Genomic DNA, 16,054 nt, shown 5'->3' with positions numbered 1-16,054 from the left:
AAAAGCCCAAATTAATGGGCTTTTGAGTTTGAAAATAGCTATTTATTTTATTTGACTATCGTGATATTATTATTTGTTTGACCTTGTTTTTCAACTTCCCAAACTAAAACATCATTTAACCAAACTTTTTCTAATATAACGTAAGTACCATCATTTCTATTTCCTCTTTTATATTTTGTTTTGATAATATCAGTTTCTATAGAATTCCAATGAATATAAGTAATAGGATACTCTTCGGAAGCATCGCTATTTAAAAAGACACGCATTCCTTTTCCGGTTTCGTTTTCAGACAGTATGCCAAGAAAAAAACCTTTAGGATTGTCTAGTATAGCACTGGGTGTATCATAACCATAACCAAGTTCTTTTCCAGCTATTAGGTATTTTATACTAATGTTATTTTCGGGATATTTATCTGTGTTTAAAATGTTTTCACCAGCACTATTTTTAAGGTACACATTGATATTCGCAGAAATTAAGGTAGCCTGTTTGCTTTCAACATCGTTATTGCAGGAAATATATAGTATTACGGCAGCAAGAATAAAAATTTTTTTCATAATAAATTAGATTTTAAGGTGTTATATTGTATATAATAGTACGATTGTTATTATAAGAAGAAGTTCCTGGGTTAAAATTGTTATATGCATAATATCCATTGTTCTGACCTCCCCATCCCCAATTCATATTTAAATATAATGTAGTTGTAGCAAATCCAGTACAATTTCCAAGATTGTCTCGTTCATAATATGTGTTTCTTTGATATCCGTCGCAAACCCAAGCATGTCCACTTCCAGAGGATGGAAATCTTCCTAGTAAGACAGGTTTATTAGTGTCGATATTATCAGTAATCAGAGTTGAGCTATAAGTTGTAGTATATGATGCATTCGAATATCCAAAAGTATTTTTTAAAGCAGGAACAATATTTATCGCGTATGCTCCAGAACCTTCACAGTTGTATTGCATATTTACCGATAAACCAGCATCTTTCATTAAAAGTTGAGTATCATAAGTTCCATATGTTGTGGGCATATTTGACCAATTGTAAGTATTTGGTTTTTTGAAATAGAATAGTATTTGTGCCATTGCAGTTGCTACACATCCAGTTGGTGCTTTTCCTCCAGGGTTAGAAGGGCAATCATATGGAATTAAATTATTAAAACCATTACCCCATTGGTCCCAGGATGTTTTTAGTAAAGGGCCTTTAGTAATATATAAATCTGCACAAGGAGTTGGGTCTGGATCTATTCTTCCCGTAATACTTTTTAATGGTTGGCTTGGACCAGTTTCATTGATGTCAGTTGTTATTTTTCTCCATTCTAAAGCAATGTTTTTACTCTGTTTAAGATTATGGTCTATAGTATATTGAACCTGCTCTTTTTCGCTTTCCATCCATTCGATAACTGGCTCTGGCGTTTCGGTAAGGTTTGTGTTAAATTTGCCAATATCATAAAATGCTAAAATGGGACTAATTCTATTATCTGCAGCTATTACTATAAAACCACCTTGGTTGTAATTAATCACATAAAAAGCAGTTTCGTTTTTAAGCGTTTTGTAGGTGGTAATGTCTTTAATTGTCTTTGTATTATCTACTCCTTTGCCAGCCTTAGAATTACTGTTTTTGAAAAAATATTGAGCGATATCAATAGTCGTACTTTTATTAACTTCATTAGAAGTGTATAATCTACGATCTCGATTATCGTCTTTACTACAAGAAATTAAAAAAGTAATTCCTAAAAACAATAGTAATGTTGATTTTTTCAACATTTTGACAAGTTTATAACTTGTTCTGTTCTGTTCTGTTCTGTTCTGTTTTGTTTTGTTTCATTTTATATAGTTTAATTGTTATCATTAAAAAATTAAAATGTGGTATTTAAGTGTTTCAAATGTAGTTAATTATCTTAATGATAAATATATTCTAGTAAAATATTTCTTATATTTTTATTGAATTACGAAATATTATTGTGTGTTTTCTATTTCGTCTTTGCGTTTTTTATTCTTTTTCTCTACTTTCTTTTGAGACTTCGTTTTTTTATTTCCGCCTTTGTCAAGACTCATTCTAACTTCTTGATAATTGGCATCATAGCGCCAAGAAAAACCAATTCCGCCATAGAGAACGGTTGGCGTATCTTTAAAATTAGTGCTTATCGATGCGTCAATTTGCATGTCTTTATTTAATAAATAGGCTGCTCCCCCACGAACAATAGCATCGCTGTAAAAATCACTTTTAAAGCCTTGATTTTCGACAAATCCAGACCATTGATCATTGAATCCTTTGGTTAAAGTTAAAACGTAACCATAACTAGGATAATCAGTTGAAATGTAATCAGCTATAATATTAGTAACAAAAACCCAAGTACCGTCACCTAAATGATTTTGAGTGATCAGCATTATTTTTGGAGAAATACTGGCTTGATTAGTGAAAGAATACGGATTATCAGAAAAGCTGAGGTTAGCTCCAGCAAAAATAGATACGGCAGGAATCATTTGATGCCAGTCAAATTTGTGGTTGGCTTTCCAACTGTAAATGTTTACTTTTTTCTCATAATTTTTGAATGGATCGTAAATTAGATATTTTGCACCTAAAACGGTTTGCTTTAATGCTTTTTTATCGACAACACTATAAGGTGTTGTAAATTTTTCATTTTGATATTGTAAATCTGCTATTAATTCTAATTTTTCCATGAACAATCCCCATCTAAGGGTGAAATCTAAACCAAAACCTTTGGCATCATATCCAAGCAATCTGTGGTTTTCCTTAATTCCGTATAGTCCCGATTCAATTTGGAAAACTGATTTTCCTACTGCAAATGCGGACATGCTTTTGCCGGGTCTATTAGAATTTATTTGATCGGTATGCTGTCCATAATTAAAACAGGGAAGTGTAATTAGGACAAAAAGAAGGGCTGTTTTGAGTTTTGACATATTATTTTTTGGGTTTAAAAGTAATAACGCATTTCAAATGTACTATATTTTATCATTTATTTAAGAATGATATTTTAATTTTGTCCCGAAGTTTCGGGATGGATTTATTAATTTTGTAAAAAATATTATATTATGCAAACTGCCTCTTTTACAGGTTTTATAAGAACATTGTTTTACATACTTGCTTTCTATTACATATTTAAGTTTTTAGCAAAGTTATTTTTGCCTCTATTAGTTAAAAAAGTAGTGGAAAAAGCAGGGCAAAATTTTCAACAGGAACAGCAACGTTCTCAGGGTACTTCATGGAATCAATCACCAACGAATGATGAAGTGATTTATGATACTAAAAACGAAAAAAATCCTCGGGAAACTAAAAAAGTAGGAGAATATGTTGATTACGAAGAAATAGATTAAATTTGTCCTCGTTTACATACACATATTTAAAAAAATAAACTCTCGAAAATTGAAAATAGTAAATAAGTTCTATCCTCACGCGCTAGCCATTGTTGGTTTTTTAATTGTCTCACTTCTTTATTTTTATCCTGTATTACAGGGAAAACAAATTTACCAATCAGATATTGCTCAATATACTGGAATGGCTAAGGAGCAAAATGACTTTAGAGCCTCCGATCATATAGAGCCATATTGGACGAACTCTTCATTTGGAGGGATGCCTACGTACCAATTAGGAGCTAAATATCCATATGATTTTATTGGGGCAATAGATGATGTTTTACGATTTTTACCGCGTCCTGCCGATTATTTATTTTTGTACTTTCTGGGGTTCTACGGACTGTTATTAGTTCTTAAAACGGATCCGTTAAAAGCTTTCTTTGGTGCTTTAGCTTTTGGTTTTTCTACTTATTTAATTATAATATTGGGTGTTGGTCACAATGCCAAGGCTCATGCGATTGCGTATATGCCACTTGTGATTGCTGGATTTATTTTGGTTTATAGAAAAAAATATGTTGTTGGAGGATTGCTTACTATGTTTGCAACTGCATTGGAAATAAATGCAAACCACTTTCAAATGACCTATTACTTATTAATATTCTTGTTGATACTTTCTGGTTATTTTATTTATTTGGATGTAAAAATCAAGGAGTATAATGCAATTTTAAAATCTTTAGGAGTTTTAGCCGTTGCTGGTATTTTTGCTATTGGAGCTAATGCTACCAATCTTTTAGCAACCTCTGAATATGCAAATTTTAGTATTCGTGGGAAAAGTGAACTAACATACAATCCTGATGGTTCTAAAAACACTACCAATAGTGCTATGACACGTGATTATATTACTGAATACAGTTATGGAGTTACTGAAAGTTTCAATTTGATAGCTCCAAGATTATTTGGAGGTTCTAATCATGAAGCAGTTGGGACTGATAGTAAAATGTATGAATTCATGATTAGTCAGGGCGTTCCAGAAGGGCAAGCCGCCGATTTCACAATGGGACTACCTACCTATTGGGGTGACCAGCCTATTGTTGCAGCACCTGCTTATATAGGAGTTGTTGTTTTCTTTTTAGGAATTTTAGCTTTGTTTATTGATGAACGTAAAATTAAATATGTTTTTCTTTCAGGAGCAGTTGTATCATTGTTACTTTCTTGGGGTAAAAACTTCCCGTTACTGACCAACTTTTTTATTGATTATGTACCTATGTATGATAAGTTTAGGGCTGTTTCATCAATACAAGTTATACTAGAGTTGTGTTTTCCTGTTTTAGCTATAATGGGGTTGCAATCATTCTTTAAATTAGAAAAAGAGAAACAAACTAAAGGGTTATTAGAATCAGGAACTTTAGGTTTAGGAATAATTTTGATTTTGTTTTTATGTAAAAGCATGTTTAGCTTTTCTAGCGCAAATGATGGGTATTATTTAGAAAGTTACGGACCACAATTTGTAGAGGCACTAAAAGGCGACCGAATGAGTTTGTATAGTGCGGACTTGTTGCGATCTGGATTTTTTATTCTATTAGTAGCTGGCGTTTTATGGTTATTCATTAAAAATAAAATAGCTCAAAATACCGCTATCATTTTGGTAGGATTATTTATGGTCTCGGATTTGTTTTTTGTAGATAAAAAATATGTTTCAGCTAAAGATTTTGTTAGTGGAAGAGATGTTGAAGTTCCTTTCCATGAAAAACCTTCTGATACTCAAATTTTAAAGGACACTACTCATTACCGTGTTTTTGAGGCTGGAGATTTAATGGGAGCAAGGACTTCTTATTTTCATAAGTCAATTGGAGGGTATAGTGCTGTAAGGCCTAGAAGAGTGCAACAATTATTTGATTATCAGCTGGCTAAAAACAATTTGGATATACTGAATATGCTAAATGTAAAGTATGTCATTCAAACGGATAAGGAAGGAAAAGAATTTCCAATTGTTAATCCAGATGCCAATGGTAATGCTTGGTTTGTAAATGATGTTAAGTTGGTGAATAAAGCCAATGATGAAATGAAAATGTTGGATAAAATCGATACAAAAAGAGCCGCTATTTTCAATATTCATCTGTATGGAGATAAATTTAAAAATGCCAGATTAAAAAGAAACTTAGATACTTCAGGGACTATTAAATTAAAGGTTTACAAACCTAATTATATAAAGTATACATCTACAAATGGAAAAGAAGGTCTAGCCGTTTTCTCTGAAATTTATTATGAAAATGGTTGGAATGCCTATATTGATGGTGTTAAAACAGATCATTTTCCTGTTGATTATGTATTGAGAGCCATGATTGTACCGGGAGGAGAACATACAATTGAGTTCAAATTTGAGCCACAAGTAATTAAAACCGGAAGTATTATAACATTAATTAGTTTAGCTGGAATGTTATTATTGGTAATAGGCGGAGTTTATTTTGAAAGAAAAAATGGATCTAAGATTGTTGATTAACGATTTCAGATTTTGCAGATAGAATAATCTATTTAACTTTAAACTATAAACTTGGAAGCTGAAACTAAAAAAGTTCTAATTATAACGTACTATTGGCCACCAGCTGGAGGTCCAGGTGTGCAACGCTGGTTGAAATTTGTAAAATATTTACCAGAATTTGGAGTTCAACCCATCATTTACATTCCTGAAAACCCAACGTATCCTATTGTGGATACCGATTTAGAAAAAGAAGTTTCGGCTGCTACAGTTATTTTAAAACATAAAATTTTTGAGCCATATCAATTGGCATCTTTTTTTTCTAGATCTAAAACCAAAAAGATAAGTTCAGGGATAATTCCAAATCAAAAAAAACAGTCTTTTTTAGACAAAACGTTCCTATGGATTCGAGGTAATTTATTTATTCCTGATGCTCGTGTATTTTGGGTTAAACCGTCTGTTTCTTTTTTAGAAAAATACATTGCCGAGAATACTATTGATACTATTATTACTTCTGGACCACCACATAGTTTACATCTTATAGGATTAGAATTAAAACAAAAACTAAATTTAAAATGGATTGCTGATTTCCGTGATCCGTGGACCACTATAGGATATCATAAATCACTTCGTTTATCGAATTATGCTGCAAAAAAACATAAAGATTTGGAGTACCAGGTTTTGAATACTGCAGATACTATTATTGTTACCAGTAAAACTACAAAAGCTGAATTTCAAGCAATAACGACAAAGCCGATTGAAGTAATTACCAATGGGTATGACGTGGAAACCATAGCAAATCAGGAATTAGATACTAAGTTTAGCTTGGCTCATATTGGTTCATTCTTGTCCGAAAGAAATCCAATTATTTTATGGGAAAGTATAAAAGAATTACTGAACGAAATACCTGATTTTAAAAGACATTTAGAAATAAAATTAATTGGGGCTGTTAGTCAAGAAGTATTGGATGAAATTAAAAATTTTGATTTAGTTCCTTATTTGAAAAACTTAGGATATGTTTCACATGGGGAAGCAATTGTTCATCAAAAAAAGTCACAAGTTTTATTGCTGATTGAAATTGATTCTGAAGATACTAAGAGTATTATTCCTGGAAAATTATTCGAATATATGGTTTCTAATAGACCCATTATTGCGATTGGTCCAAAAGATTCTGATTTTGCCGAAATTATTACCAATACGAATACAGGAGTGTTCTTTAACTATTCTGAAAAAGAGAAGTTAAAAAGTGTACTTTTGGACTTTTATAATCAGTTTTTAGAAGGTAAATTAAAATCCAATGGTGTGGGTTTGCAAAAATATTCCAGAAAAAACTTGACTAAAGAATTAGTACAGCTACTTAATAAATAACATAAAGAGATTATTGGTGTCTCGCAATAGTAAAGAATGGGAATAGTATTAAATCAGTCTTTAAAGAATACAGTAATAACCTATGTTGGTTTTGGAATTGGGGCTGTAAATACAATTTACTTGTATCCTTTCTTTCTTGGGGCAACCTATTATGCACTAACTAATTATGTTCTTTCGGCTTCCAGTATTATTATGCCGCTCTTGGCTTTTGGAATGCAAAATACATTGGTGAAATTTTATTCTCAATGTAAAACAGAACAAGAAGAATCTAAATTTTTGTCTTTTACAGTATTGTTTCCACTGTTATTATCGATTCCCTTATTATTGATTGGATTGTTTTTTTATAGTGATATTTCAGAATTTTTATCAAAAGAAAATCCAATAGTAAAAGAGTATTTGTGGTTGATACCATTTACGGGTTTATGCATGGCTTATTTCGAAATATTTTATGCATGGGCTAGGGTTCATATGCATTCAGTTTTTGGTAATTTTATTAAAGAAGTTGGTTTGCGTTCGTTTTCATTATTGACATTGGTTGGAGTTTATTATAATTGGATTTCGGTTATTCAATTTGTGTATGTTACCGCAGGGATTTATTTTGTTGCATTTATTGTAACAATGCTGTATGCCTTTTACTTAAAAAAACCTAATTTTCAATTTTCCATTCCACATAATGCGAAGGAAATTATGGTCTATACTTTTTTTATTATTTTATCTGGAAGTGTAGCTACTTTACTTTTAGATATTGATAAACTAATGCTCAATCAATACATTAAAATTGAAAATATAGCTTATTATTCTGTGGCAACCTATATTGCACTAGTTATTTCTGTTCCTAGTCGTGCAATGCATCAAATTGTGTATCCAATAACTGCAAAATTAATGCACGAAGACAAGCATGAAGAAATGAATAGTTTGTACAAGAAAACGTCTATTAATTTACAAGTAGTGGGTGGGTTTGTAATGTTGTGCATTTTTGTGAACATAAGTCAACTGTATGAAATGGTTCCAAAGGAATACAGCGGTGGTATATTAGTTGTCTTTATGATTGGGTTATCCAAGTATTTTGATTTAATATTGGGGAACAATAATGCTATAATTTTCAATACAAAATACTATCGTGCCGTTTTGTTTTTAGGAGTAGTACTGGTTTTTTTAACTATTGGATTAAATATGATTTTTATTCCTATTTATGGAATTTTGGGTTCTGCTTTTGCGACTTTATTATCCATCACGTTATATAGTTTGGCAAAATTAATGTTTGTAGTAAAACGATTGCACTTGTATCCTTTTACAAACCAAACTTTATATTCAATGGCACTAACACTTGTATTATTTGTATTATTTTATTTTTGGCAATTTCCCTTTAATCCCATTATTGCAATAGGGTTAAAATCGATTCTGGTAACTATTTCATATGTTTACCTTAATTATAAATTTGTCATTTCTAACGAAATAAATCAAGTGATAAATAATCTTTTAAAAAGGTTAAAAATAAATATATAATTAGGCCCGAAATCTTGAGGATCTAAAAAATATTTTTCAGATTGATTAATTTTTTAAAAAAAGCAACTACAACTCAAATTGTAGTTGCTTTTTTTAATCCTATTTGTATCTCTTGTATCTCTCGTTAAATTAATGCTATACAGTGTTTTAGATTACTGTGAATTTTATAAACTTATAGTTTTAATTTGTAATATTTTATCTTTTTATAAGAAATACATTTGTAAATAATTAGTAAGAACAGATTCTAATGCTTTGCAAAGTTTTTTGAAATATCACTAAAAGTGGGTATTGTGGCAACTAGAAAAACTGTTTAATTTTATATCCTATTTATAAAAGGATCCGTTGACGATTTTACTAGGTAAATAAAAACAATTATAGCGATGAAAATTAATACAATTACTCCAGAAGAAAACTTTTCTAAATTCACAAAAATTTTGAAAGAAAAAATGAATAATGGTTTTACTGTAGTGGAAAGAAATGATAAATTACCTTTTGCTGTTTTATCAAAGAAGGGGAAAAAAGTGAACCATAATTTCAATTTTTTAATTTCATGTATCACTTTTGGACTGTGGTCATTGCCATGGTTTTATTTGTATTGTGTGTCTAATAAAGAAAAAGTAATATTAATTGCTATTGACGAAGATGGTAATCCATTTGAAGATAAATGCTTTAGTTAATAATTAGTCTATAAAATAGAAAAACTCCTATTCTTGTTTAATTTTAAACAGAATAGGAGTTTTTTTTGCTCAAATCTTAAAGCTTATATTTTATCTTTTAAATATTTACCTGTAACTGATTCTTTTATTTTTACAATTTGTTCAGGTGTTCCAACTGCTAAAAGTTTCCCTCCATTTTCCCCACCTTCAGGACCTAAATCAATAATCCAATCGGCGCATTTAATTAGGTCTAGATTGTGTTCAATAACAAGTATGGAATGTCCTTTTTCAATTAAAGCATCAAAGGACGCTAATAGTTTCTTGATATCATGAAAATGCAATCCTGTCGTAGGTTCATCAAATACGAATAGTGCTCTGTCTTTTGTAGCGCCTTTTACCAGGAAAGAAGCTAGTTTTATTCGTTGTGCTTCTCCACCAGACAAAGTGGATGAGGACTGTCCTAATTGAACATATCCCAATCCTACGTCTTGTAACGGTTTTAGTTTTTGAGTAATCTTATGTTGCTGATTAGTTTCAAAGAAAGCGACAGCATCATCAATAGTCAGTGTTAGAATATCATGTATATTTTTGCCTACAAATGTTACTTCAAGGACTTCTTTTTTAAATCGTTTTCCATTACAAGTTTCACATGGTAATTGTACATCGGCCATAAATACCATTTCAACGTTAATAGAACCTTCTCCTTTACAGGTTTCACAACGGCCGCCATCTACATTAAAAGAAAAATGTTTGGGTAGATACCCTCTTATTTTAGATAACTTTTCTTTGGCAAATAATTCTCTAATGTCATCGTATGCTTTGATATAGGTTACTGGATTAGAACGGGAACTTCGCCCAATTGGGTTTTGATCCACATATTCGATATGTTTTATATGTGAAAACGAACCTTTTATTTCACTAAACTGACCTGCTTTTTCACCTGCATTGTCGAGTTTTTTCTGCATCGCCGGAAACAAAATTTTCTTAATAAGCGTACTTTTTCCACTTCCAGAAACTCCCGTTATAACCGTTAATACATCCAATGGAAAAGTAACATCAATATTTTGCAAATTGTTTTCTCTCGCTCCTTTTATTTCTATAAAATTCTTAAATGGTCTTCGTTTTTTGGGAACCGCGATTTCGAGTTCGCCATTTAAATATTTAGCCGTTAAAGAAGTTGACTTCAGGATTTCGTTATAGGTTCCTTGCGCGACTAATTTACCGCCAAAGGTTCCTGCTTCTGGTCCAATATCGATAATCATATCGGCTGCTTTCATAATATCTTCATCGTGTTCCACCACAATTACAGTATTTCCCAAATCACGTAATGAAATCAATACTTTTATCAAGCGTTCTGTATCTTTTGGGTGTAACCCAATACTAGGTTCGTCCAAAATGTACATGGAACCAACCAAGCTACTTCCTAAAGAGGTGGCTAAATTAATTCGTTGCGACTCACCACCTGATAGCGTAGATGAATTTCGATTCAATGTCAAATAATCCAACCCTACTTCGGTTAAAAATGATAATCTGTTATTGATTTCCAATAACAAGCGTTTAGCAATTTGTTGTTCATAAACATCTAATTTTAAATCTTTAAAAAAAGCAACTAAATGTTTAATAGGTAAATCCACTAAATCCGAAACCGTTTTATCATTTATTTTTACATTAGAGGCCTCAATTCGAAGTCGTTTTCCTTTACAAGAATGGCATTTGGTTTTACCACGGTAACGAGAAAGCATGACGCGGTTTTGAATTTTATAATTTTTTTCTTCTAGTTCTTTAAAGAAATCATTGAGTCCTTGAAAATAGGAGTTACCCGTCCAGATTAATTCTTTTTGTTCATCCGTTAATTGAAAAAATGGTTTGTGGATAGGAAAGTCAAATTTATATGCATTATTAACTAATTCGTCTCTAAACCAACTCATACTTTCCCCACGCCAAGGAAAAATAGCATTTTCAAATATTGATAAAGTGGTATTGGGTACAACCAATTCAGCATCAATTCCTATAATGTTTCCATATCCTTCACATACAGGACAAGCTCCGTAAGGATTGTTGAAACTGAATAAATGAACATTAGGCTCCAAAAAAGTTATTCCATCTAATTCAAAATTATTAGAATAAGAATATCTTTTTTCAGAGTTTAACTCCTGTAAATAGCAAATTCCTTTTCCTTCATAAAAAGCGGTTTGCACGGCATCAGCAAGACGATTAAAAAACTCTTCTTCCTCTTTAACTACAATTCTGTCAATAATAAGGGTTATATCTTTATTATCTAATGAATGCTGATCAATTTCGTCCAAACGAACCATTGTATTGTCAACTAAGATTCTTGAAAAACCTTGTTGTAACAATACCTTTAGTTTGTCTTCTAGTTTCCTACCTTCTTCTAGGTGAATGGGAGCGAGAAGCAACCATTTACTATCTAGGGTAAAATTTTGTACATCAGTAATAACATCTGTAACGGTATTTTTTTTTACTTCTTGACCAGAAATAGGGGAGAATGTTCTCCCAATTCTAGCAAAAAGCAATTTCATGTAATCATAAATTTCCGTAGAAGTTCCAACGGTAGATCGTGCATTTGTCGTATTTACTTTTTGTTCAATGGCAATAGCGGGAGCAATGCCCTTGATGTATTCTACTTTTGGCTTGTCTAATCGTCCAAGAAATTGTCTTGCATAGGAAGATAAACTTTCTACATAGCGGCGTTGTCCTTCGGCATACAAAGTATCAAAAGCCAAACTCGATTTTCCAGAACCAGAAAGTCCAGTAATAACTACCAATTTGTTTCTAGGAATTACCACATCTACACTTTTTAAATTGTGTACCTCGGCTCCTTTAATTATAATGTTTTTTTTGGGGTCTATTTTGGAAAAATCAACTTGCATAAGAAATGGTATATTTTTACAAAAGTAATCATTTTTCATTGGGGAAAAGCGGGTGAACAATTCACAAATTTTAGGAATTACAAACTTTTTGATGAAAATAATGGAATGATATTGTTATTTTAGACGGGGTTAAAAAAGCGATAGCTCTTTTGATAAATGAAAAGGAGTTAGTACACTTATAAATTGTAACAAAAAATTATTGTTATTAATACATTGGACAATAACAAAACAAGTCCATTAGATAGTGTGGCTCGACCTCTTAAAGAACTAAAGGGCTTTGAGATGATAGAATTACAACCAAATGAAACCAAAACGGTGACTTTTGTAATTAATCAAAATACAATTCAATATTATACTGCTAATTCTAAATGGGAAGCAAAGGTGGGTGATTTTAAGATTTTTATAGGAGGAAACTCCGCTACAACTTTAGAATCTAATTTTCAATATACTAATTAATACGAAATGAATAAATTTTTAATCTTATTGATAATTGGGCAATTGGGTTTTGCTCAGCAAGGCAAACGAAAATTAGTTTGGGAAGAAAATTTTTCAGGAAAATCATTAAATGAAAAAGTTTGGAACATAGAGTTAGGTAATGGTTGTCCTAATTGCGGATGGGGTAATAATGAAAGGCAATTATATACCAATGAGAACCATGAATTAATAAATGGGAATCTAGTAATTACCGCTAAAAAAGAAGGTAATAAATACACTTCTACCCGAATAACAACGAAAGACAAGAAAGAATTTTTGTATGGTTATTTTGAAGCTAGAGCTAAGTTGCCTGTTGGGCAAGGAATCTGGCCTGCATTTTGGATGCTAGGTTCTAATATAGATGAAGTAGGTTGGCCAAAATCAGGTGAGATTGATATACTTGAATACGTTGGGAAAGAACCGCAGATGGTTTATACCACTTTACATACCCAAGATAGTCATGGGAATTCTATAAATTCTAAGAAAACTAAAATTGAATGCATTGAAGATGGCTTTCATCGATTTGGTATCGATTGGACAAAAGATAAAATGGATTTTTATGTTGATGGTATCTTGATTTATACCTTTTATCCAGAAGTCAAAAATGAAGATACTTGGCCTTTTGATAAACCGTTTTATTTTCTTGTTAATCTAGCTATTGGAGGTAATTTTGGTGGACCTGAAGTTGATGACGCTATTTTTCCTAAAAAATTCATTTTAGATTATATAAAAGTGTATCAATAAATTTAAATTCATATTTAATAAAAAAGACCTGATATTAGTTAAGTAAAATCATCTCTTTTTTTATAATTAACTGTGGGACTATTGTTTAAGAAAACTGCTAATTATTATTTGAATTTTGGATGGTTAAAAAAAAAACAACAATTAGTAAGAATTTTTTATATAATGCGTTATTTTTTTCTTAACTTTAGTTGTAATTTCAAGTAAATATTTGTTAAATTTGACCAATCTATTAACACAAAACTACAATTAGCCTATACATAAAACTACTTTTTTAGAAAAATTTCGAAAAATTTTTAATTAAACTAAAAGGTAAAACTATGGCTAATTTAGAACTTCCAGACGCTTTATTGGTACAAAATTATGTATCAGGAAATGAAAATGCCTTGGCTACATTAATAAAAAGGCATGAATCAAGAATTTTTGGATTTATTTATTCCAAGATTTCTGATAGAGATATTTCTAATGATATTTTTCAGGACACTTTTATTAAAGTAATCAAAACATTAAAATCAAACTCTTACAACGAAGAAGGTAAATTCTTGCCGTGGGTAATGAGAATTTCTCATAATCTTATCATTGATCATTACAGAAAAAATAAAAAAATGCCCCTATTCAGAGAAACAGAGGAGTTTTCTATTTTTTCAATCATGTCTGATGATTCTCCCACAATTGAAAATCAATTAATTTCAGCGCAAGTTGAGCAGGACATCAGAAAATTAATAGAGGAATTACCGCTCGATCAAAAAGAAGTTTTGGTTATGAGAATGTATCAGGATATGAGCTTTAAAGAAATTTCAGAAATTACAGGCGTAAGCATAAATACCTCTTTAGGGAGAATGCGTTATGCTTTAATGAATTTGAGAAAAGTGATTGATAAACATCAAATAGTTTTAACTAATTGACAATAAATTAATAAAAGCAACGTTGTATTAGAAAACAAATAGTATAACATGGCAAAAATTTACTCTAAGAATTCATTTGTTACCACGACAATGAAGCCAAAAAAAGAAATCGTTTCTTTTTTATTGAATTATTCAAAAGCTTTGAGCATCATAAATGTAAAGAATCAAAGCTTCGAAATAATAGCTAATTAGCTTTTTAAAAGCAATATACAAGGTTAAGTTAAGATGACTTGTATGAAGTAAATTTCCCTATTTTGATTTTCAAATTGGGGAAATTTATTTTTTATAGTACGCTGCTAAAACAGATTTGCGTCCTACAGTTTTAGTAATAATGTCTTTTTCTAAATCCCATCCTCTAGCTGGCGAATATTGCCTTCCGTACCAAATAATTTGCAGGTGTAAATCATTCCAAATTTCTTCTGGAAAAATGCGTTTTGCATCTTTTTCAGTCTGAACTACATTTTTACCATTAGTCAAATTCCATCGGTACATCAAGCGATGAATATGTGTGTCTACAGGAAATGCGGGAACGCCAAAAGCTTGTGACATCACTACGCTTGCTGTTTTATGCCCTACGGCAGGTAATTCCTCCAAAAACTCAAAACTTTGTGGTACTTGGCCTCCGTGTTTGTCTATTAAAATATGAGATAAACCATGAATGCCTTTCGATTTCATTGGCGAAAGCCCACAAGGCCGAATAATTTCCTTAATTTCCTCGACTGACATTTTAATCATATCATACGGATTGTCCGCTTTAGCAAAAAGTAAAGGCGTGATTTGATTCACACGAACATCTGTACATTGTGCCGAAAGTAAAACAGCAATCAATAAAGTATAAGGATCCTTATGATCTAACGGAATTGGAATCGTAGGGTATAATTCTTTTAACGTATTTATAACAAATGTTACACGTTCTTGCTTGGTCATTTTTGTAAATTTATATCTTGTAAAAATAGAATAATTTTTAGGATGTGCCTAATCCAGCTGTTCGTTATAAGTCCTCCTTTAAAAAACATTTTTTCTAATGTCAAATAAGGAGCTTCCTCTGGTCGCTCTTCTTGACAAGAAAAAAATAGTTTTTTTCAGTCCGGGCTTTTCACTTCCATCTGGGGCTTCAAATAGAAACGCAATAAAACTCTTAGTGAACTTTGCGGTTAAAAAAAAACAAACAAAAAGAATTCATAAATAATAAAATTTTCATTCAAAGCTTAGTGAACTTAGCGAAAAATCCAAGTGATCTTAGTGGTAAAAAAAATAAAACGATGACAACATTAAAAAAAGGAGATAAAGCGCCTGCATTTTCAGGAGTAGATCAAGATGGAAAACCACATAAATTAGCCGATTATAAAGGAAAAAAGCTAGTGGTTTTCTTTTATCCAAAAGCAAGTACGCCAGGTTGTACCGCAGAAGCATGTGATTTACGCGATAATTTTTCGCGTTTTGAAGCTAATAATTATGCTTTGCTAGGTGTAAGTGCTGATGCTCAAGCCAAGCAAGCCAAGTTCAAGGAAAAATATGAACTTCCATTTCCGTTATTGGCCGATGAAGACAAATCAGTTATTGAAGCTTTTGGTGTTTGGGGACCTAAAAAATTTATGGGCAAAGAATACGATGGAATTCATAGAACCACTTTTGTAATTGATGAAAATGGAATTATTGATGAAGTAATTGAAAAAGTGAAAACGAAAGAACATGCTGATCAAATACTGAAATAAGCAGATAAAA

The 16,054-nt window shown here is 31.3% G+C and carries 14 protein-coding genes; 9 read left to right on the top strand and 5 right to left on the bottom strand.

Features of this window, described 5'->3' with window-relative positions:
• Positions 1 to 47: 47 nt before the first annotated feature.
• The 3 genes from AB3G33_RS15500 to AB3G33_RS15490 all read right to left on the bottom strand — a co-directional run bounded on the left by AB3G33_RS15500 (position 48) and on the right by AB3G33_RS15490 (position 2,919).
• On the bottom strand, positions 48 to 554 hold the full coding sequence (locus AB3G33_RS15500; protein WP_367771278.1) for a hypothetical protein: 507 nt from the start codon (positions 552 to 554) through the stop codon (positions 48 to 50).
• A 13-nt stretch (positions 555 to 567) separates the two neighbouring features.
• Positions 568 to 1,761: a C10 family peptidase gene (locus AB3G33_RS15495; protein ID WP_367771276.1), complete on the bottom strand. Its 1,194-nt coding sequence runs from the start codon at positions 1,759 to 1,761 to the stop codon at positions 568 to 570.
• 192 nt (positions 1,762 to 1,953) lie between these two features.
• Complete coding sequence (locus AB3G33_RS15490; protein ID WP_367771273.1) at positions 1,954 to 2,919, bottom strand: transporter; 966 nt, start codon at positions 2,917 to 2,919, stop codon at positions 1,954 to 1,956.
• A 132-nt stretch (positions 2,920 to 3,051) separates the two neighbouring features.
• On the opposite strand from AB3G33_RS15490, the gene AB3G33_RS15485 reads away from it, so the two are divergent.
• The 5 genes from AB3G33_RS15485 (at position 3,052) to AB3G33_RS15465 (ending at position 9,339) form a co-directional block, all read left to right on the top strand.
• Positions 3,052 to 3,333: a DUF4834 family protein gene (locus tag AB3G33_RS15485; protein ID WP_367754434.1), complete on the top strand. Its 282-nt coding sequence runs from the start codon at positions 3,052 to 3,054 to the stop codon at positions 3,331 to 3,333.
• A 49-nt stretch (positions 3,334 to 3,382) separates the two neighbouring features.
• A complete protein-coding gene (locus tag AB3G33_RS15480) occupies positions 3,383 to 5,812 on the top strand; it encodes a YfhO family protein (protein WP_367771270.1) in 2,430 nt (809 codons plus the stop codon).
• 51 nt (positions 5,813 to 5,863) lie between these two features.
• Entirely contained in the window at positions 5,864 to 7,156 is a 1,293-nt protein-coding gene (locus tag AB3G33_RS15475) for a glycosyltransferase family 4 protein (RefSeq protein ID WP_367771267.1), read from the top strand.
• Positions 7,157 to 7,192: 36 nt separating this feature from the next.
• Positions 7,193 to 8,662 (top strand): lipopolysaccharide biosynthesis protein, encoded by a 1,470-nt coding sequence (locus AB3G33_RS15470; protein ID WP_367771264.1) that lies wholly within the window; start codon positions 7,193 to 7,195, stop codon positions 8,660 to 8,662.
• A gap of 380 nt (positions 8,663 to 9,042) precedes the next feature.
• Complete coding sequence (locus AB3G33_RS15465; RefSeq protein ID WP_367754426.1) at positions 9,043 to 9,339, top strand: hypothetical protein; 297 nt, start codon at positions 9,043 to 9,045, stop codon at positions 9,337 to 9,339.
• Positions 9,340 to 9,422: 83 nt separating this feature from the next.
• Here AB3G33_RS15465 and uvrA read toward each other — a convergent pair whose 3' ends face one another.
• Complete coding sequence (uvrA, locus tag AB3G33_RS15460; RefSeq protein WP_367771261.1) at positions 9,423 to 12,209, bottom strand: excinuclease ABC subunit UvrA; 2,787 nt, start codon at positions 12,207 to 12,209, stop codon at positions 9,423 to 9,425.
• Between the two features lie 282 nt (positions 12,210 to 12,491).
• Between uvrA and AB3G33_RS15455 the strand changes: the two genes are divergently transcribed.
• The 3 genes from AB3G33_RS15455 to AB3G33_RS15445 all read left to right on the top strand — a co-directional run bounded on the left by AB3G33_RS15455 (position 12,492) and on the right by AB3G33_RS15445 (position 14,329).
• A complete protein-coding gene (locus AB3G33_RS15455; RefSeq protein WP_367754422.1) occupies positions 12,492 to 12,665 on the top strand; it encodes a fibronectin type III-like domain-contianing protein in 174 nt (57 codons plus the stop codon).
• 6 nt (positions 12,666 to 12,671) lie between these two features.
• Positions 12,672 to 13,427 carry a family 16 glycosylhydrolase gene (locus AB3G33_RS15450; protein ID WP_367754420.1) on the top strand — a complete coding sequence of 252 codons (756 nt, stop codon included), beginning with the start codon at positions 12,672 to 12,674 and terminating at the stop codon, positions 13,425 to 13,427.
• Positions 13,428 to 13,744: 317 nt separating this feature from the next.
• On the top strand, positions 13,745 to 14,329 hold the full coding sequence (locus AB3G33_RS15445; RefSeq protein WP_367754418.1) for an RNA polymerase sigma factor: 585 nt from the start codon (positions 13,745 to 13,747) through the stop codon (positions 14,327 to 14,329).
• Between the two features lie 276 nt (positions 14,330 to 14,605).
• Here the strand turns inward: AB3G33_RS15445 and nth are convergent, their stop codons facing one another.
• On the bottom strand, positions 14,606 to 15,256 hold the full coding sequence (gene nth, locus AB3G33_RS15440) for an endonuclease III (RefSeq protein ID WP_367754416.1): 651 nt from the start codon (positions 15,254 to 15,256) through the stop codon (positions 14,606 to 14,608).
• 335 nt (positions 15,257 to 15,591) lie between these two features.
• Between nth and bcp the strand changes: the two genes are divergently transcribed.
• On the top strand, positions 15,592 to 16,044 hold the full coding sequence (gene bcp, locus AB3G33_RS15435; protein ID WP_367771258.1) for a thioredoxin-dependent thiol peroxidase: 453 nt from the start codon (positions 15,592 to 15,594) through the stop codon (positions 16,042 to 16,044).
• The last annotated feature ends 10 nt before the right edge of the window (positions 16,045 to 16,054 follow it).

Source organism: Flavobacterium sp. WC2421 (assembly GCF_040822115.1).
GTDB lineage: Bacteria > Bacteroidota > Bacteroidia > Flavobacteriales > Flavobacteriaceae > Flavobacterium.
The sequence above is the reverse complement of the archived record's forward strand: the minus strand, read 5'-3'. Positions and strand labels throughout refer to the sequence as shown.